Source organism: Sphingomonas guangdongensis (assembly GCF_900199185.1).
GTDB lineage: Bacteria > Pseudomonadota > Alphaproteobacteria > Sphingomonadales > Sphingomonadaceae > Sphingomonas > Sphingomonas guangdongensis.
The window spans coordinates 1266649-1284948 of record NZ_OBMI01000001.1; the positions used below are offsets into that span (position 1 = coordinate 1266649).

Here is an 18300-nt window from a genome sequence, read left to right on the forward strand (position 1 = left end):
GCACAAGCACCGGCGCAAGCGTCAGGCGTCGACCAGCGTGTCGGTGCCGGCGAGCGCTTCCGTGAAGCGGCGGCGCCACCACTGCACGTCCTCGCGCACGACATTGTCGATCAACCTCTCCCAGCGGCGCTTGCGCTCGGCGCGCGGCATGCGGAGCGCCTCGTCGATCGCGTCGGCGATCTCGTCGGCGCTGTAGGGATTGATGAGGATCGCGTCGGTCAGCTGCTGGGCGGCGCCCGCGAAGCGGGACAGGATCAGCACGCCCGGGTCCTCCGGGTTCTGCGCGGCGACATACTCCTTCGCGACCAGGTTCATGCCGTCGCGCAAGGGAGTGACCAGTCCGATCCGCGCAGCGCGGTAGATGCCGGCGAGCATCGCGCGGGGATAGCCCTGGTTGACGTAGCGGATCGGCGTCCAGTCGACGTCGGCGTACTCGCCGTTGATTCGCCCCGACATGGCATCCAGGCTCGCGCGGATGTCGCGGTAGCTCTGGACGCTGGTCCGCGACGGCGGCGCGATCTGGAGCAGGTAGACGAGCGCGCGGCGATCGGCGTAGCTTTGCAAGAAGCGCTCGTAGCCGGCGAACCGCTCCTCCAGGCCCTTCGAATAGTCGAGCCGGTCGACCCCGACGATCAGCTGGCGGCCCGCGCCGCCGTAGATCACGCGTTCGCGCACGGTGCGCGCTTCCTCGCTCGCGGCGGCGGCCATGAACGGTTCGGCATCGACCCCGATTGGGCAGGCGATCGCGCACATGGTCCGACCCCCGACCGTGACGTGCCCGTCCGCGTCGAAGCTGCCGGCCATCTGTGTCTCCACATAGTGGCGGAAGCTGTCGAGCGACTCCTGCGTCTGGAAGCCAACCACATCATAGGCGAACAGCGAGTCGACCAGCCGCTGGTGATCGGGCAGCGCGACCAGCAGGTTGGTCGGCGGCCAGGGGATGTGGAGGAAGAAGCCGATCCGGTTGGTGCGGCCGTGCTGGCGCAGCAGCCAGCCGAGCGGGATCAGGTGATAGTCGTGGACCCAGATGAGGTCGTCGTCGCGCAGGTGCGGGTCGATGACATCGGCGAAGAAGCGGTTGACCCGCTCATAGCCACCTTGGAAGTCCCGCTCGAATTCGGCGAGACTAAGGAAGTAGTGGAACAGCGGCCACAGCGTCCGGTTGGCGTAGCCGTCGTAATATTCCTCCACGTCCTGTTCGGACAGGTCGACCACGCCCGAGGTCACGCCATCGAAGGTCGTGAAGCGGAGCTCACGGGACGCGCTCGTCTCCCCCGACCAGCCGAACCAGATGCCGTCCGCCTCGCGCAGCGCCGCGGTCAGCGCGACCGCGAGCCCGCCCTGGGCGCCGCCGTCCTTGGAGGGCGCGGACACGCGGTTCGAGATGACGATCAGGCGGGCTATCGGACGGCACTCCAGGGTTTGCTCAGCAGCACGGCACAGTTGATGAGGCCGACCAGCGAATAGGTCTGTGGATAGTTTCCCCACAGCTCGCCCGTACCTGGATCAATGTCCTCCGACAAAAGCCCGGCGGGCGTGCGCCGGCTGAGCATCTCCTCGAATAGCTCCCGCGCCTCCGCGTCGCGGCCGGTGAAGTGCAGCGCCTCGATCAGCCAGAAGGTGCAGACGTTGAAGGCGGTGTGCGGCAGACCGAAATCGTCCTCCGTCGCGTAGCGCAGCATGTGGCTGCCGCGGCGCAGACCCTCCTCCACCGCGGTCAGCGTACCGGTGAAGCGGGGATCGTCGGGAGCGAGGAAGCGGAGTTCGAGCAGCTGGAGGATGCTCGCGTCGAGATCGTCGCCGTTGAAGGTCGCCGACACGCGCCGCGTTTCGGGGCGCCACGCCGCCGTCTCGATCCGCGCGCGCATCGTGTCGGCGCGGGTGCGCCAGAAGGTCGCGCGCTCCGCCAGTCCGAGTGCCTCCGCGGCGTTCGCCAGCCGGTCGCACGCCGCCCAGCACATCGCGGCCGAGTAGGTGTGGATGTGGCTCTTGGTCCTGAGTTCCCACAGCCCGGCGTCCGCCTGATCGTAGACGGCGAAGGCGCGGTCGCCGATCGGCTCCAGCGCGGCGAAGTCGGCCGGAGTCGCGACGCGGAGCAGCCGCTGGTCGAAGAAGGCCTGTGTGTTGGACAGCACGATCTGGCCGTAGGCGTCGTGCTGGACCTGCTCGTACGCCTGGTTGCCGACCCGCACCGGACCCATCCCGCGATAGCCGTCGAGGTACTCGGCTACTTCCTCCGTCAGCGTCGCCTCGCCACCGACACCGTAGAGCGGTTGAATGTGGCCGCCGCGCGCGTTGTCGACGATGTTGCGCAGATACTCGAGATAGCTCTCCAGCACGTCGAGTGCGCCCAACCGGTTGAGCGCCTGCACCGTGTAGTACGCATCGCGAATCCAGCAGTAGCGATAGTCCCAGTTGCGGCCCGAATCGGCATGCTCGGGGAGCGAGGTGGTGAGCGCGGCGACGATCGCGCCCGTCTCCTCGTGCTGACAGAGCTTCAGCGTGATCGCGGCGCGGATCACCGCCTCCTGCCACTCGACCGGGGTGGCGAGCCCGCGCACCCAGTGCCGCCAGTGGTCGGCGGTACGCGCGAGCATCGTCTCCAGCGATGCCGCGATGTCGTCGGAGAAGCTCTCGTCCGGGCCAAGGAAGAAGTGCAGCGGGCGCTCGACCCGGAACAGCCGCTCGTCCGCGATCCAGCCGACCGGGGCGGTGGTGGAGAGCCGCAGCGTCATGTTCCCGAGCAGGTAGCGGATGTGGTTGGATCCCTCCGTCCGGTCCGCCATCCGTTCGCCCCAGTTGCGTGCGGGTCGTAGTCGCACCCGGATGCGGGGCGCGCCCGCGACCGGGCGAACGATGCGGACGAAGGCGACGGGACGGTACATGCGGCCCTGCCGGTGGAAGCGGGGGCAGAAGTCGATCACCTCCACCGCGTTTCCGGCATCGTCCTCCTGCCGGGTGACGAGGATTGGGGTGTTGCGCTGGTACGACTGGGTGACGCGGGTCGCGCCCTCCAGGTCGATCTCCCAGAAGCCGAACGCGCCCTCGCCGGCAGCGGGGCGGCTGTCGAGCAGCGAGGAGAAGGCAGGCGTGCCGTCGACCCGCGGCACGCAGCCCCAGACAAAGCGGCCTGAACGGTCAACCAGCGCGGAGACCTGGCAATTGCCGACCGGCCACAGATCCATCGTCGCGGTCATGCCGCCGCCGCGAGCCAGCGCCGGACGGCGGCGACACCGTCCAGCCGGTGGGTTGCGGCGGTGGCGCGCGCTTCCCCGACCAGCACGCCCGCGCCACCCGCCGCAGCCACGGCGCGGAAACCGTCCTCGTCCGTCACGTCGTCGCCGAGAAAGACCGGACGCCCGGCCGCGAACGGCGGCTGCTGCAACAGGGCCGCGATCGCGCTGCCCTTGTCAGCACCGCCCAACCGCAGCTCCGCCATCATCTTGCCCGGCTGCGCGACCAGGCCCGCGCGGCCGGCGTAGCGGGCGACCAGGTCGTTCGCCTCCGCCTCCGCCTCCGGTTGGTGGCGGTAGTGTACCGCCACGCCCAGCGACTTGCGCTCGATCACCACCCCGCCGCGATCCGCGAAATGGTCGACGAGCGCCCGTTCCGCGGCGGCGAGCGCGTCCGGACGATCGGGCACGACCAGTGCGCCGCCGGCCGCGCGGGTTTCCGCGCCGTGGCTGCCGACCACCGCGACGCCGGCGAGCGCATCGCCCAGGAACGCGTCGAGTTGTTCGACCGAGCGACCACTGACGATCGCCACGCGCCCGTCGAGCCGCTCGCCGAGGCGGATCAGCAGGTCGCGAAGCGCATCGTCGACGACGATCGCGTCGGGCGCCCCCGCCAGCTCGACCAGCGTGCCGTCGAAGTCGAGAAACAGGCTTTCGTCACCGTCGAGCGCGGGCGGCGGGCGCAGATCGAGCAGTTCGGCGGGCGGCATCGGTCATCCGAGATAGATACGGTGCCGATCCAACGCGCTGCACTGCAAAAAGCTGCAAGCCCTCACACCGGATTGTGCCGCCCAAGGAACGACTTCATGGCGTTCAGCAACCCGCGGCGATCCTCTTCGCGCAGCAGATTGTGCGTGTTCTCCGACTGCTCGAGGTAGGTGAAGTCGCGGCCCTCGACCTTGCCCGCCTTCTTGAGCCGAGCAACGAAGCCGCGCGCCTGCGCCACCGGCACGCGTTCGTCCTTGGCCCCGTGGACGATCAGCAGTGGGATGGAGATCTGGTCGGCGTGGAGCGCCGGAGATATCGGCGAGGTTGCTGCTTGCGCTGCCGAGCGCCGCCTTGGCACCGTAGCTGCCAAGGTACCCGCGGTCGTAGGCGACCATCGCTGCCATGTCGACGGGAGCCGCCCCCGCGATCGCGCAGCGGTACGTCTTGCCGTCGCGCTGCGCGGCACGCGCGGCGGCATAGCCGCCGTACGACCAGCCCATGATGCAGGTGCGCGCCGGATCAACGGTGCCCTGTCGCGCCAGGAAGGCGACAGCCTCGTTCAGGTCGTCCGACATGCGGTAGCCCCACTTGCCCTCCGCGCCCTTCTCCCACTCGCGGCCATAGCCGGACGAGCCGAGGAAATTGGGCTGTACTACCACATACCCGAGTTCGGCCACCGCTTGCGACCAGTTGTACGGGTCCCAGTCGGCGCTGTCGCGCGCCCGCGGACCGCCGTGCGGCATGACGACCAACGGCAGTGCCTTTCGTCCGGCATGGTGGCGCGGCATCGTCAGCACCGCCTCTACCTGCCGCCCGTCCGACGTCGGGTAGCGGATGGTGGTGACGGCGTTCAGCTGTGCGTTGCCGAGTGTGCGGTTCTCCCATCCGATCAGCTTGATGTCGCCGGACACGGTATCGAACAGGTAGTAGCCGGGCGCCTGGCCGGAGCGCGCCTGCGCGTAGATGATCTTTTCCTGCGCCTTGTCGCTCGAGATGATCGAGATGTTCCCGGCGCCCGCCGCCTTCTCCAAAAGCGCCTGGATCTCCTTCATGCGCGGATCGAAGTACGTGGTCCGCTCACGATCGGTCGTCACCACCACCCCCGCCAGCCGATCGCGCGCCGCGTTGAGGAAGCCGTTTCCGATGTCGTACCCGGCGACGCCGTAGACCTTGCTGCCAAGAGCCATGGTCTCGAGGTTATATTCGTACAGGGCGCGGAACCCGTCCTTTCGGCTGTAGGAATAAGCCTTTGCGTTCGGGCCCGCGAGGATCATGTCGGGCGCAGGGCTTCCGTCGTAGCGGTCGCCGGTCTCGTTGGTGAAGGTGCGGAATGGCTCGTCCTCGCGTGCGCGGTAGAGCAGCCGCAGACGGCCATTCTCGCGGTTGTAGGAGCTGCCGATCCGAACGATGCCGGCGGAGTCAGCCGTCCAGCGCGAGACGATCGGGTTGGAGCGGACGACCACGCTTGATCGGCCGGTCTCGCCATCCACGGCGATCACTTCCGGGTTGCCGAAGCGTTCGCTGCTGGTCGTGGTCGGCACGCGCTGGAGTAGGACGCGCGGCGGGCCGGAGGGTGAGGGCCACAGCAGCTGGGTCGGCCCGAGCGAGTCTGTCCAGCCCAGCGGCACCGAGCGGCCGGTCGCCCGGTTCACCATCACGTAGCGCAGGTTGTCGAACCAATCGCCCAGGTAGTTGTCGCGGTAGGTGATGGTGAGCAGCAGATGGTCGTCGTCGACCCAGCGCCACGCCCGTATCTGACGGTCGCCTTGCCGGTCCTGCCCTTCCGCTCCATCGCGGCCGACGATCACCGGCTTGCTGTCGTTGCCAAGCGGGAACAGCGCCAGCACCTGGCCGCCACCGGCCCGGACCTTGGCAGCGACGATCTTTCCGTCAGGTGACAGGCGGGGTCCGGCGAGTTGCGGGAACTGCGCGGAGACCTCGATCGGCACCGGCTTGGTGGCCCATGCGGCAGCGGGGTTGGTGCCACGGTCCTGCGCCGGGGCCGGCGACGCGGCTTGCGCAGCCGCCAGCGCAACGGCGATCCAGCCCTTGGTGCTCATGTTCCGACGTCCCCCGACAACACGACGGCGAGGATGTTCGCGACGAGCGGCGGCCGCGTCAACCGATTGACGCTCTCCGGATCGGACGTCCTGCAGGCCTGCCGCTCACCCGCCGGCCAGCGCCGCCAGCAGCAGCAGCGCGACGATATTGGTGATCTTGATCATCGGGTTGACCGCAGGGCCGGCGGTGTCCTTGTACGGATCGCCCACCGTGTCGCCGGTCACCGCGGCCTTGTGCGCCTCGCTCCCCTTGCCGCCGTAGTTGCCGTCCTCGATGTACTTCTTGGCATTGTCCCAGGCACCGCCCCCGCTCGTCATGGAGATCGCGACGAACAGGCCGGAGACGATGACGCCGAGCAGCATCGCGCCCAGCGCCGCGAACCCCTCGCCCTGGCCGGCGACCGCGGTGATGATGAAGTAGACCGCGATCGGGCTCACCACCGGCAGCAGCGACGGCACGATCATCTCCTTGATCGCGGCGCGGGTGACGATGTCGACGGTGCGGGCGTAGTTGGGGCGGCTGGTGCCCGCCATGATGCCCTGGTCGGCGGCAAACTGCTCGCGCACGTCGGTGACGACGTGGCCCGCCGCGCGGCCGACCGCGGTCATCCCGAACGCGCCGAACAGGTATGGAAGCAGCGCGCCGAGCAGCAGCCCGACGATGACGTACGGATTGGAGAGCGAGAAATCGACGATCGTGTCGGGGAAGAACTCCTTCAGGTCGGTGGTGTAGGCGCCGAACAGCACCAGCGCGGCGAGCGCGGCGGAGCCGATGGCGTAACCCTTGGTCACCGCCTTGGTGGTGTTGCCGACGGCGTCGAGCGCGTCGGTCTTGTGCCGCACCTCGTCCGGCAGCCCCGCCATCTCGGCGATGCCGCCGGCGTTGTCGGTCACCGGTCCATAGGCGTCGAGCGCCACCACCATACCAGCGAGCGCCAGCAGCGCGGTGGCGGCAAAGGCGACGCCGATGATCCCGGCGAGCTGATAGGTCGCGATCACCGCGACGACGATGACGAGGGTAGGCAGCGCGGTCGATTCCAGGCTGATCGCCAGGCCCTGGATGACGTTGGTGCCGTGACCGGTCGCCGACGCTCGCGCGATCGACTTGACCGGGCGGTAGTTGGTGCCGGTGTAGTATTCGGTGATCCACACCAGCAGGCCCGTCACCGCCAGGCCGATCATCATGCACCAGAACAGGTCTAGCGCGGTGAACTGCGCGCCCGCCGTCGCCTCCGTGCCGAGCACCGCCTCCGTCGTAAGCGTGTCGGTCGCGCCCTCCAGGAAGCCGGCGCCGCCGATCACGGCATTGAGGTCGCCGAAGACCCATTGGAGCACGCCGTAGATCGCGAGCACCGACAGGCCGACGGTGACCCAGAACCCCTTGTAGAGCGCGCCCATGATCGAGCCCTTCGCGCCCAGCCGGACGAAGTAGGTGCCGATGATGGAGGTGATGATGCACACGCCGCCGACGAGCAGCGGCACAGCCATGAGGTTCAGGAGCTCGGCTGATGGCGCCTTCACCAGCAGCGCGATCGACACCATGGTCAGGCCGATCGTTACCACATAGGTCTCGAACAGGTCGGCGGCCATTCCTGCGCAGTCGCCGACGTTGTCGCCGACATTATCCGCGATCACCGCCGGGTTGCGGGGATCGTCCTCCGGGATGCCGGCCTCCACCTTCCCGACGAGGTCGGCGCCGACGTCGGCGGCCTTGGTGAAGATGCCGCCGCCCAGTCGCGCGAAGATCGAGATCAGCGACGCGCCGAACGCGAGCGCGGTCAGCGCATCGATGATCGGCCGCGCGTTGGGCGCGTAGCCGGCCGGACCGGCCAGGTACCAGAACAGCCCCGCGATCGAGAGCAGGCCGAGCCCCGCGACCAGCATGCCGGTGATCGCCCCCGACCGGAACGCGAGGGTGAGCCCACCCTGCAGCGACGCGCGCGCGGCCTCCGCCGTGCGGACGTTGGCGCGAACGGAGATGTTCATGCCGACGTAGCCCGCGACCCCCGACAGGATCGCGCCGATGAGGAAGGCGACGGTCGAGAGCGTGCCGAGCGTCAGGAACAGAATAATTGCGACGGCCGCGCCGACGATCGCGATGGTGGTGTACTGCCGCCCGAGATAGGCCTTCGCACCCTCCTGAATGGCGGCGGCGATGTCGGCCATGCGGGCGTCGCCCGCGGGCGCGCGCAGTACCTGGCCGCTGGTGAACAGCCCGTAGAGCACGGCGATCACGCCGCACGCGAGAGCGAGATAGACGATCGTCATCAAGCGATCCTTCCCCTGTCGGCCGTCTTGATCGGCCCTGCGCCCCGCATCTTGGCGGCGGGTGCGCTTGTCAGCGAAGGCTATCGGCGCGGGAGGAGCGGCGCAAGCACGTTGGTCACCCGTGCGTGAAGCCGAGCGTCGCGGGAAGCGGCACGAGTGCGCCGTTGCTGATCAGGGTTAATCCCGCACCACTGTCGCAGCGGCCGATGCGGGTGGCAGCGACCGGTGGAAGGATTGCGCCCGGCAGGGTGAAGAGCAGCTCGTAGTCGTCGCCGGCGGTGGCCGCGGCCATACGGTCTCCGCTCCACGCCAGGTAATCGGCGGAGAGCGGGATCGCATCCAGGTCGATGGCCACTGCGCACCCGCTCGCCGCGGCGAGCCGCTGCGCGTCGATGAGGAGGCCGTCGGACACGTCCATCATGGCGGACACCAGGCCCGCGAGCGCCTGCCCTTCGGCCAGGCGCGGCTCCGGTCGGCGATAACGGGCGAGCAGCGTCGCCGGGCCCGGCTGCCCCTGCGCGATCGCCAGGCCGGCGCCCGAGTCACCGATCGTACCGGTGACCCAGAGCGCCTCGCCTGCCCGCGCGCCGCCGCGGGTCGGCGCTGCGGCGGCGCGCCCGATCGCGGTCAGCGCATAGGTCCGCCCGCCCGACACGGTATCACCGCCGAGCAGCGGGCAGGCATAAGCGGCGAGCACCTCGGCCAGGCCGACCAGGAACGGACGATCCCAGCCATCGTCGTGGAGCGGCATGCCGAGCAGCACGCCTTCCGGCACCGCACCCTTGGCGGCGAGATCGGACAGGTTGGTCGCGACCAGCTTCCATGCGACATCGTCCGGCGGATCGTCGGGGAGGAAATGCACGCCCTCGACCAGCAGGTCGGTCGTGAGCACCAGCTCGCCGAGCCGCGCGGCGTCGTCCGAAAGCTCGAGCGCACCGGGGTGTAGCGGCAGCCGACGCAGCGCGGCGAGCAGCTCCGCCTCGGTCACCGCAGCACCGGCGGGGTCAGGCCGCGGGGGTGCCGCCGGCCTGCACCGCCAGCTTGTACAGCGCCTCGCCAACCGCCGCGCGCAGGTCCGACCGGTTGAGCTGGACGGTGCGCCCGTCCGCCACGCAGCCGCCGATCGCCGGCGTCAGCTGGATGGTCGCCGCGCGCTCCTCAGCCGAGCGCGGGACACTCAGCAGCAGCGCGTGCGCCGCCGCGGGCGCCTGGCGCGCGACACAGTCGCCGAGCGCGCGCTGCGCCCGGTACTGGGTGGAAAGCTGCGCACTGTCGCCGTCAAACTCGCGGCCGAGGTCGAGCGGCGACAGGCCCGCGACCCCGGCCGGCGCGCCGCGGCGAGCGAAGGCACGGCGGTAGAGTGCCGGGTAGAGCGCGTCGCGGAAGCTGGCGGGTTGCAGTCGCATCTCCAGCTTGGCCGCGCGCCGCCGCACCGCCACCTCGTTGAGGCAGGTCATGTCCGCGGCCTTCATGCTGGCGGTATAGAAGCCGGCGCTGTCGGGCAGGGTACGGAGAAAGGCGGCGACCGCCGCGCGGTGGGCCTTCTTGGCGACGACGCAGTCGGCGTAGACGGCGAGTTCTGCCTCTGCCTCGGCGGCGGCGAGCGGTTGACCTGCCGCCTGGACGGGCAGCGGCGCGGCGAGGAGCAGGGTAGCGAGGATCCAGGACATAGCCGTCAATTCCTACGCGAAATCGGCTTGGCGGACGCTAGACGATTTGCCGACGATCGTCACCGCTCAGCGCCGCACCTCCTTGGCGATGGCGTCGAGCAAGCCGTTGACGAAGCCCTTCTCGCGCTTCTCGTAGAAGGCGTCGGCGACGTCCAGATACTCGCTGATCACCGCGCCCGCCGGCACGTCGGGACGGGCGATCAGCTCATAGGCGCCGGCCCGCAGGATACCGCGCATCGGCTTGTCGAGGCGGTCCAGCGTCCACCCGCTCGACAGCTTCTCGGCGATGCGGCGGTCGATCTCCTCCAGCCGGGTGGTGGCGCCCTTCACCACGTCGTCGAAGAAGTCGACGTCGGCCTCGGCGTACTCGACATCCTCGATCGTCGCGCCGAGGCGGTGGTGGTGGAATTCGTGCAGGAGGGTAGGGACGGGCGTCCCCTCCATGTCGTGCTGGTAGAGCGCCTGAACGGCGGCGAGCCGCGCGGCGGCGCGGGCGGTGGAGCGGGCTTTGGTGCGGGGCATGGGACGCGCCATGTAGGTGCGCCCGGGCGCTTCGTCACCAGTCAATTTGGCGCACGAGGGTCGCAGCCCGCCCCTCGCATACCGAGCTAGCGGCCGAGCCGCAGCGCCACCGAGCGCGCGTGGGCGGGCAGCCCCTCCGCCTCTGCCAGCGCGACCGCCGCCGGCCCGATCGCGGCGAGCGCGCCCGGGTCGCACGCGAGGAAACTCGTCCGCTTCATGAAGTCGAGCACCGACAGCCCGGAGGCGAAGCGCGCGCGCCGGCCGGTCGGGAGCACGTGGTTCGGCCCTGCGACATAGTCGCCGACGGCTTCGGGCGTGTGCCGGCCGAGGAACACCGAGCCGGCGTGGCGGACCGCCGCGAACAGCGCGTCGGCGAGCGGCCCGTCGCAGGCGAGCTCCAGATGCTCAGGCGCGAGCCGGTCGATGAGCGGCACTGCGTCGTCCAGCGTCTCCACCACCACCACCGCGCCATTCGTGTCCCAGGCGGCGCGCGCCACCGTCGCGGTCGCGAGCGTTCCGATCTGCTGATCGACCGTCGCCGCCACCGCGTCGGCGAAGGCGGCGTCGTCGGTGAACAGGATCGACTGGCTAGTCGGATCATGTTCCGACTGGCTGAGCAGGTCGGCGGCGATCCAGTCGGGATCGTTGCGGCCGTCGGCGACCACGACGATCTCGCTCGGCCCCGCCACCATGTCGATCCCGACCACGCCGTAGAGCTGGCGCTTGGCCTCCGCGACCCAGGCGTTGCCGGGTCCGGTGACCACGTCGACCGGCCGGATCCGCTCGGTGCCATAGGCGAGCGCGGCGATCGCCTGTGCGCCGCCGATGCGCCACATTTCGTCCACCCCGGCCAGGTGGGCGGCGGCGAGCACCAGCGGGTTGACCTCGCCGCCGGGTGTCGGCGTCACCATCACCAGCCGCTCAACCCCCGCCGCCTTGGCGGGGAGCGCGTTCATCAGCACGGAGGAGGGGTAGGCCGCGCGCCCGCCGGGCACGTAGATGCCGGCCGCATCGACCGGCCGCCAGCGCGCGCCCATCCGCACGCCCGCCGCGTCGGTCTCATCGCGGTCGGCGGGCACCTGCTTGGCGTGAAAGGCAGCGATCCGGTCGGCGGCGAGCTGCAGCGCGTCGCGCAGGGCGGGCTCCAGCTCCTCCCACGCCGTGCGGCAGGCTGCGGGCTCGATCCGCCAGCCGCTCTCGTGCAGGTCGTGCCCGTCGAGCCGCTTCGTATAGGCGGCAAGTGCGGCGTCGCCCTCGTCACGAACCGCGGCGACGATGGTGCGGACGTCGCGCGCGACATCGGCATCCGCTTCGCGCCGGGCGTTGACCAGCCGGGTGAAGTCCGCGTCGAAGCGCGGGTCGGTGGCGTCGAGTTTCAGCATGGGGGCGCGCTTACGCGGGTGGCCGCGCAAAGCCAACCAACTGTCCGGACGACAGCCTCAGCCGCCGCGGACGATATCGATCAGTGCGCGGAGTGCGGGCGGCGTCTGCCGGTTCCTCGCGTAATAGAGGCAGATGCCCGGGAACGGCGGTGACCAGTCGGCGAGCAGCGTCACCAGCCGCCCGTCACCCAGCGCGTCGGCGGCATAGGGCTCGCCCACGAAGGCGATGCCGAGCCCGCCGACCGCTGCCTCGACCATCAGCGCGCTGTTGTCGAGCGTCAGCGCACCCGGCACGTCGACCAGCACCTCCTCACCGTCACGCTCGAACTCCCAGCGGTACGCCTTGCCGCTCGGCAGCCGCTGGCGGATGCAGCGGTGCACGGCGAGGTCGGCGGGCGTCACCGGCGCGCCGTGCTGCGCGAGGTAGGCGGGTGCCGCGACCGCGATGAAGCGGGTGTCGCCGCCGAGCGGCACCGCCACCATGTCCTGCGGCACCGCCTCGCGCAGCCGCACGCCGGCGTCGAAGCCCTCTGCAACAATATCGACCAGTCGCCCCTCCGTCAGCAGTTCGACGGCAACACGCGGGTGCCGCTCGAGCAGGAGCGGGATGGCGCGACGCAGCAGCCAGCGGGCGCCGCCCTCCGGCGCGTTGATGCGCAGCGTCCCGCCGACCTCGTCGCCGCCCGCGCCCACGCCGGCGATCATGTCTTCGAGGTCGCGCAAAGTCGGGGCGAGCCGCTGAAGCAGCCGCTCGCCCGCTTCTGTCAGCGCGACGCTGCGGGTGGTGCGGTGAAGCAGGCGGGTGCCGAGCCGCGTCTCCAGCGCGCGCAGCGCGTGGCTGAGCGTCGGGCGCGCGACGCCGGCGACGTCGGCCGCGCGGCGGAAGCTGCGATGCTGCGCGACCAGGGCGAAGGCGCGGAGTTCGGCAAGGCTCACGTCGATCATTGGTTCGCCTCATACACCAACCATGTGCAATTGAACGACCTTATCGCACCTGTCGCCCGGCGCTATCTGGCTCGGCGAAGGAGACGAGACATGAAGACCTGGTTCATCACTGGTGCGTCCTCGGGCCTGGGGCTCGGCATGACGGAACGGCTGCTGGCGCGCGGCGACGCGGTGATCGCGACCGCGCGGCGGATGGAGCCGCTGGTGGCGCTCAGCGAGCAATATGCCGATCGGCTCCAGCTCGTGCCGCTTGACGTGACCGACACGGCTGCGGTGCGGCGGGTGGTCGACGAGGCGTTCGCCGTCCACCGCATTGATGTGGTGGTCAGCAACGCCGGCTACGGCCTGTTCGGCGCGGCGGAGGAGGTGTCGGACACGCAGATCGACCGGCAGATCGCGACCAACCTCACCGGCTCCATCCAGCTGATCCGCGCCGTGCTGCCGCACCTGCGCGCGCAGGGGGGCGGCCGGGTGCTGCAGGTGTCGTCGGAGGGCGGGCAGATCGCCTACCCGTCGTTCGGGCTCTATCACGCCACCAAGTGGGGGATCGAAGGCTTTGTGGAGGCGGTGGCGCAGGAGGTCGCGCCCTTCGGGATCAGCTTTACGCTGATCGAGCCGGGTCCGACCGGAACCGGTTTCGCCAGCGCGGTCGATATGGCACCGGCGCAGGCGGCCTATGACGCGACTCCGGCCGGGGCGCTGCGCCACGCGGTGACGAGCGGGGCGTTTGAGCTGGTCGGCGATGCCGATCGCACGGTCGCCGCGATGATCGCGGCCGGCGACGCGGCGGAGCCGACCCGGCGGGTGGCGCTCGGCAGCACCGCCTATCAGAGCATCGAGCGGGCGCTCACCGCGCGGTTGGCCGAGTTGCGGGCACAGCGCGACATCGCGTTCTCGGCGGACCGCGACTGATCGCGGGCATCAGGCTCCCGCCGGTGCGGGAGCCTCCACCGCGCGGCGGAAGGCGTCCACCAGCGGCACAACCGCCGAGCGGGTCTTGAACGCCGCGCGGTTGACCACCAGCCGACTCGACACTTCGGCGATCACCTCGACTTCCACCAGCCCGTTTTCCTTGAGCGTCCGCCCGGAGGAGACGAGGTCGACGATCCGCGGCGCGAGGCCCAGCACGGGTGCCAGCTCCATCGCGCCGTTCAGCTTGACGCACTCGGCGCCCACCCCGCGCCGCGCGAAATGGCTGCGGGTGACGTGCGGGTATTTGGTCGCAATCCGGACATGGCTCCAGCCGCGCGGATCGTCCTTGGCGGCGAGCGCCGCCGGCTCCGCGACCGACAGGCGGCAGTGGCCGATGCCGAGGTCGACGGGAGCGTAGAGCTCCGAATAGTCGAACTCCATCAGCACGTCCGATCCGACGATGCCGAACTGCGCGGCGCCGTGCGCGACAAAGGTCGCGACATCGAAGGCGCGAACCCGGATCAGGTCGATGTCGGCGCGGTTGGTCGCGAAGCGGAGCGCCCGGCTGTCCGGATCGGCAAAGGCGGGCTCCGGCTCGATCCCGACGCGGGCGAGCAGCGGCAGCGCTTCGTCAAGGATGCGGCCCTTCGGCACCGCGATGATAATCGGTTCGGCCATGTCGCGCGCGGCTTTACGGGAGGGGGGCAGGGGGTGCAACGTGGCGGCGATGGACGTGCGCGACGCCTTTCGGCAGCAGGCCGGGTTCTGCCGCGCGATGAATGCGCCGGTGACCGCGGCGCTGTCGGAGGCGCTGGCGGACGGGGTCGACCGGAGCAGCGCGACCGGGCGCGCCGTGCTCGATTGGCCGGGTGACGCAGTCGCCGACGCACTGCCGCTGCGGCTGATCGGCGGGCTCCACGCGCTGTACCGGAGCGGCGCGGCGGACGTGCGCGCCCTGCTCGCTGGCCGGGGCAGCGTGGCGGCGGTGCTCGCGAGGCACGATGCGGCGCTGCTGCCGTGGCTTGCGGGACCGCCGCAGACCAACGAAGCGGGACGCTCGGCGGCGCTGATGACCGGGCTGCTCCACCTGGCCGCTGCGCACGGCCTGCCGTTCGAGCTGCTGGAGATCGGATCGAGCGCGGGACTCAACCTGCTGCTCGGGCATTATCGCTTCGATCTCGGCGGCGTGTTCGTCGGACCCGCAGCAGCGACCGTGCGGATCACGCCCGCGTGGCGCGGAACGCCGCCGCCCGACGTGCCCGTGACGATCGCGTCGACCCGCGGAGGCGATGTAGCGCCGATCGATCTCGCCGACGCGGCTGCGGCCGAGCGTCTCGCCGCCTATGTCTGGGTCGACGCCGCCGAGCGGCAGGCCCGCCTCGCCGCCGCCATCGCGCTGGTCCGCGCGCATGGGGTCAGGCTCGACCGCGGCGATGCCGCCGACTGGGTGGAAGCGCAGCTCGCCGAGACGCAGGCAGCGGGCACGATGCGCGTCGTGGTACACTCGGTCGTCTGGCAATATCTCGGCCGCGCGCGACAGGCGCGCATCCGCGACCTCCTCCACGCCGCCGGTGCCGCCGCGACCAGCGAGCGCCCATTCGGCTGGGTAATGATGGAGCCCAACCGTGATCTTGCCGCGCATGAGGTGCGGGTGCGCGGCTGGCCTGGCGGAGCGATGGAGGTGGTCGCGCGCGCCCATGCGCACGGGGCGTGGGTTGAGGGGCTGGCGTCACCGGAGCCAGCAACGGACTACGCGCTGAGCGGGGTCGCGCCGCTATAGCCTCCCTCCCTTGCAGCGTGGCGAGCTAGATGCCCCAGTCCCGCACCGCCTGCACGACCGCGGGCGCGTCCTCCCAGGTCACGAAGTGGCCGGCGCCCTCGATCCGGGCGATCGTCAGGTCCGGCACATACGCCGCCAATCCGTCGAGCTGCACCGGGCGGAGCGCCTCGTCGCCCATGCCCCAGATCACCAGCGTCGGCTGCGTCACCGGCGGAAAGGGCGCATCGAGGAAGGCGGGGCGGGGCGGGTCCTCGTCGGGCGCGGGGACGATGATGGCGGACGCGCGATACCAGTTGAGCATGGCGGTCATCGCGCCCGACTGGCTCCACTCGTCGAGGTAGGCGGCCTTGTCCTCACCGCCCACGGCGCGCGTCAGCAGCCGCGCAAAGCCTGATGCGAAGAACGCCTCCAGCCCCTTGCCGGTCAGGCCCTGGTCAATCGAGGTGTCGCGGAAGCGGGTGATGTACTGGCTGGCGCGGCGCTGCTCGGCATCGTCGAACAGGCTGCGCTGAAAGACGAGCGGGTGGGGCGCGTTGACGATTACCAGCCGCTCGACGCGGGTGGGGTGCTGGAGCGCCGCCATCCACGCAACCGCGCCGCCCCAGTCGTGCCCGACCAGCGTGAAGCGGTCCAAGCCGAAGTGGTCGGCGAGTGCCAGCAGGTCGGCGACGATCTTATCCGCCGCATAATCCTCGACCCGCGGCGGCTTGGACGAGCGCGCGTAGCCGCGCTGGTCGGGCGCCAGCACGAAATGGTCTCGGGCGAGATCGGGCTGCACGTCGCGCCAGGTGCGATGCGACTCGGGAAAGCCGTGGAGCAGGATCACCGCCGGGTCGCGCGAGTCGCCCGCGACCTTCACGTCGAGCTCGACTCCGGTCGGCAGTGCGACCCGCTGGAACGCCTCGGTCACGGATAGCTCACGGTCTTTGGCACTTCAGGAATCGGGATCCATTCCCTGTCATCACCGGGGACGACCGGAAACTCGCCCGCCTTCCACGCGCGCTTGGCCTCGTTGATCCGTTCGCGGCTCGACGACACGAAGTTCCACCAGACGTGACGCGGCGTCATCGCCTCGCCCCCGCACAGCATCACGCGCGCTCCATGGGTGGTGGTGAGCGTTGCCGCGGTGCCGGGACGCAGGACGTAGAGGTGGGTGGCGTCGAGCGCCACGCCGTCGACGCTCGCCTCGCCCGAGCACAGGTACAGCGCGCGCTCGTCCGCGTCCGCGTCGATCGGGATCGATCCGCCGGCGCCCAGCACAATGTCTGCGTAGATCGTGCCCGCATAGGTGGTGGTCGGGGAGCGCCGGCCCCACAGCTCGCCCATGATGACGCGCGCCTGGGCGCGGCCGTCCTCGATCACCGGCAGCTGACCGCGGGTGACGTGCTCGAACGCCGGGTCCATCTCCTCCACGTGCTCAGGCAGCGCGATCCAGGTCTGGATGCCGGACAGCTCCGGCCCTTTGATTCGCTCGTCGCCAGGGGTGCGTTCGGAATGGACGATGCCGTGGCCGGCCGTCATCAGGTTCACCGCACCCGGCTCGATCCGCGCCTGCGTGCCAAGCGAGTCGCGGTGGTTGAGAGCACCGCCGAACAGGTAGGTGACCGTGGCCAGGTTGATGTGCGGGTGAGGGCGGACGTCCACACCGGTGCCGGCATCGAGGATCGCCGGGCCCATCTGGTCGAAGAACAGGAAGGGGCCGACCATCGTCCGCGACTTGGCGGGAAGCGTACGGTGCACCTTGAAGCCGCCCAGGTCATGGGAGACCGGGGTCAGTACCGTCTCGAATAGGTCTTCGTTGGTCATGCGGCGTCGAGCTCCGGATAATGGCGGAAGATGCCTTCCTGATTGAAGGGCAGGCGCCGGTCGCTCGCGCGATACGCCTTGATCCCTGGCAGGGCGGCGACCGCGTCGTGAACCGCGAGGAGGTGCGGGTAATCGCCCTCGATCGCCGCCATCCGCCGCGGGAACATGTAGCGGAGCCCCTCCACCAGCTGGAACAGCGAGCAGTCGGCATAGGTCCAGCGCTCATCGACCAGCCACGGCGAGCGCGGGTTCGCAGCGGCGGCGACGTCGAAATAGGCGAGGAACTTAGGGATGCGCTCGGCGCGGAACTGCGCGGCGGCGCGGGCAGCCTCGGCCTTCTGGTCCTCGTAATACTCGCCCGCCGCCACCGGATGATGGACGTTGTGGACCTCCGCCACCAGATCCGCGACCGTCAGCTGCACTTGCTGGAGCCACAGCCGATCGGCGAGGGTGGTGGGTGCGAGGTCGTGCATCTGCGCGAGATAGGCGAGGATGTTGGCGACCTGCGCCACTACCAGCCCATCAAGCGCGAGATAGGGCGGGGCGAAGGGTGCGCGGCCCTGCCGCCAGTCCATGTCGGCGAGCAGCGCCTCCACTCCGTCCTCGCGGGCGCGGTCGCGGTAGCGGATGCCGGCGGCCTCAAGCGGGAGGCGAATGAACTCGCCACGGCCCTGTATCGTCGGCCAGTACCAGAGATGGTAGGCGGGCACGCTCACGCCTCGCCGGGTGCGCGGGCGCGGATCGCGAGCGCGTGGATGCGGGTCGCCAGCAGGTCGGCCAGCGCGGTGTTCACCAGCCGCTGGCGTGCGACGCGGTTCAGTCCTGCGAACGCCGCGCTCTCGACACCCACGGTGAAGTGCGTTTCGCCGGTGCCGTCGTCGCCCATGTGGCCGGCGTGGTGGTGGCTGTCGTTCACCACCTCCAGCCGCGTCGGCGCGAGCGTGGCGGTGAGGCGAGCCGTGATCTGATTGGCCAGGGTGACGGTAGCGGGGCTGGTCATGGCGCCTATATAGC

The 18300-nt window shown here is 70.3% G+C and carries 17 protein-coding genes and 1 pseudogene; 2 read left to right on the top strand and 16 right to left on the bottom strand.

Going from position 1 to position 18300, the window contains the following annotated elements:
- Positions 1-21: 21 nt before the first annotated feature.
- The 11 genes and pseudogenes from CRO12_RS06220 to CRO12_RS06265 form a co-directional block, all read right to left on the bottom strand.
- On the bottom strand, positions 22-1404 hold the full coding sequence (locus CRO12_RS06220; protein ID WP_097063384.1) for an alpha,alpha-trehalose-phosphate synthase (UDP-forming): 1383 nt from the start codon (positions 1402-1404) through the stop codon (positions 22-24).
- Positions 1401-3197 carry a glycoside hydrolase family 15 protein gene (locus tag CRO12_RS06225; protein ID WP_097063067.1) on the bottom strand — a complete coding sequence of 599 codons (1797 nt, stop codon included), beginning with the start codon at positions 3195-3197 and terminating at the stop codon, positions 1401-1403. Before CRO12_RS06225 ends, CRO12_RS06220 begins: the two co-directional genes overlap by 4 nt.
- Positions 3194-3943, bottom strand: a complete 750-nt coding sequence (gene otsB, locus CRO12_RS06230; protein ID WP_097063068.1) for a trehalose-phosphatase — start codon at positions 3941-3943, stop codon at positions 3194-3196. The genes CRO12_RS06225 and otsB overlap by 4 nt, the downstream gene beginning before the upstream one ends.
- A gap of 62 nt (positions 3944-4005) precedes the next feature.
- On the bottom strand, positions 4006-4407 hold the full coding sequence (locus CRO12_RS18550; protein WP_425442999.1) for an alpha/beta hydrolase family protein: 402 nt from the start codon (positions 4405-4407) through the stop codon (positions 4006-4008).
- A pseudogene (locus tag CRO12_RS06235) lies at positions 4298-6001 on the bottom strand (alpha/beta hydrolase family protein); the annotation flags it as partial. The gene CRO12_RS18550 and the pseudogene CRO12_RS06235, both read right to left, overlap by 110 nt.
- A 105-nt stretch (positions 6002-6106) precedes the next feature.
- On the bottom strand, positions 6107-8269 hold the full coding sequence (locus tag CRO12_RS06240) for a sodium-translocating pyrophosphatase (RefSeq protein WP_097063070.1): 2163 nt from the start codon (positions 8267-8269) through the stop codon (positions 6107-6109).
- A 115-nt stretch (positions 8270-8384) separates the two neighbouring features.
- Positions 8385-9257 carry a thiamine-phosphate kinase gene (thiL, locus tag CRO12_RS06245; protein ID WP_097063071.1) on the bottom strand — a complete coding sequence of 291 codons (873 nt, stop codon included), beginning with the start codon at positions 9255-9257 and terminating at the stop codon, positions 8385-8387.
- 16 nt (positions 9258-9273) lie between these two features.
- On the bottom strand, positions 9274-9939 hold the full coding sequence (locus tag CRO12_RS06250; RefSeq protein WP_097063072.1) for a hypothetical protein: 666 nt from the start codon (positions 9937-9939) through the stop codon (positions 9274-9276).
- 66 nt (positions 9940-10005) lie between these two features.
- Positions 10006-10461, bottom strand: coding sequence for a transcription antitermination factor NusB (gene nusB / locus CRO12_RS06255; RefSeq protein ID WP_097063385.1), 456 nt, complete (start codon positions 10459-10461; stop codon positions 10006-10008).
- Positions 10462-10547: 86 nt separating this feature from the next.
- Entirely contained in the window at positions 10548-11843 is a 1296-nt protein-coding gene (gene hisD, locus CRO12_RS06260; RefSeq protein ID WP_097063073.1) for a histidinol dehydrogenase, read from the bottom strand.
- A gap of 57 nt (positions 11844-11900) precedes the next feature.
- Positions 11901-12788: a LysR family transcriptional regulator gene (locus tag CRO12_RS06265; protein WP_097063074.1), complete on the bottom strand. Its 888-nt coding sequence runs from the start codon at positions 12786-12788 to the stop codon at positions 11901-11903.
- A gap of 90 nt (positions 12789-12878) precedes the next feature.
- Here CRO12_RS06265 and CRO12_RS06270 point away from each other — a divergent pair, with 90 nt between their 5' ends.
- The gene (locus CRO12_RS06270; protein ID WP_097063075.1) at positions 12879-13700 is read left to right on the top strand and encodes an SDR family oxidoreductase; all 822 of its coding nucleotides are present in this window, start codon (positions 12879-12881) and stop codon (positions 13698-13700) included.
- Between the two features lie 9 nt (positions 13701-13709).
- Here the strand turns inward: CRO12_RS06270 and hisG are convergent, their stop codons facing one another.
- Positions 13710-14378: an ATP phosphoribosyltransferase gene (gene hisG, locus CRO12_RS06275; protein WP_097063076.1), complete on the bottom strand. Its 669-nt coding sequence runs from the start codon at positions 14376-14378 to the stop codon at positions 13710-13712.
- A gap of 49 nt (positions 14379-14427) precedes the next feature.
- Between hisG and CRO12_RS06280 the strand changes: the two genes are divergently transcribed.
- Positions 14428-15480 carry a DUF2332 domain-containing protein gene (locus tag CRO12_RS06280; protein ID WP_097063077.1) on the top strand — a complete coding sequence of 351 codons (1053 nt, stop codon included), beginning with the start codon at positions 14428-14430 and terminating at the stop codon, positions 15478-15480.
- Positions 15481-15505: 25 nt separating this feature from the next.
- Here CRO12_RS06280 and CRO12_RS06285 read toward each other — a convergent pair whose 3' ends face one another.
- The 4 genes from CRO12_RS06285 to CRO12_RS06300 are packed head-to-tail and all read right to left on the bottom strand — an operon-like array spanning position 15506 to position 18286.
- Positions 15506-16390 carry an alpha/beta fold hydrolase gene (locus CRO12_RS06285; RefSeq protein WP_097063078.1) on the bottom strand — a complete coding sequence of 295 codons (885 nt, stop codon included), beginning with the start codon at positions 16388-16390 and terminating at the stop codon, positions 15506-15508.
- Positions 16387-17286, bottom strand: coding sequence for a pirin family protein (locus tag CRO12_RS06290; RefSeq protein WP_097063079.1), 900 nt, complete (start codon positions 17284-17286; stop codon positions 16387-16389). Before CRO12_RS06290 ends, CRO12_RS06285 begins: the two co-directional genes overlap by 4 nt.
- Positions 17283-18002 carry a glutathione S-transferase gene (locus CRO12_RS06295; RefSeq protein WP_245858226.1) on the bottom strand — a complete coding sequence of 240 codons (720 nt, stop codon included), beginning with the start codon at positions 18000-18002 and terminating at the stop codon, positions 17283-17285. Before CRO12_RS06295 ends, CRO12_RS06290 begins: the two co-directional genes overlap by 4 nt.
- The gene (locus tag CRO12_RS06300; protein ID WP_097063081.1) at positions 17999-18286 is read right to left on the bottom strand and encodes a BolA family protein; all 288 of its coding nucleotides are present in this window, start codon (positions 18284-18286) and stop codon (positions 17999-18001) included. Before CRO12_RS06300 ends, CRO12_RS06295 begins: the two co-directional genes overlap by 4 nt.
- Positions 18287-18300 lie beyond the last annotated feature (14 nt).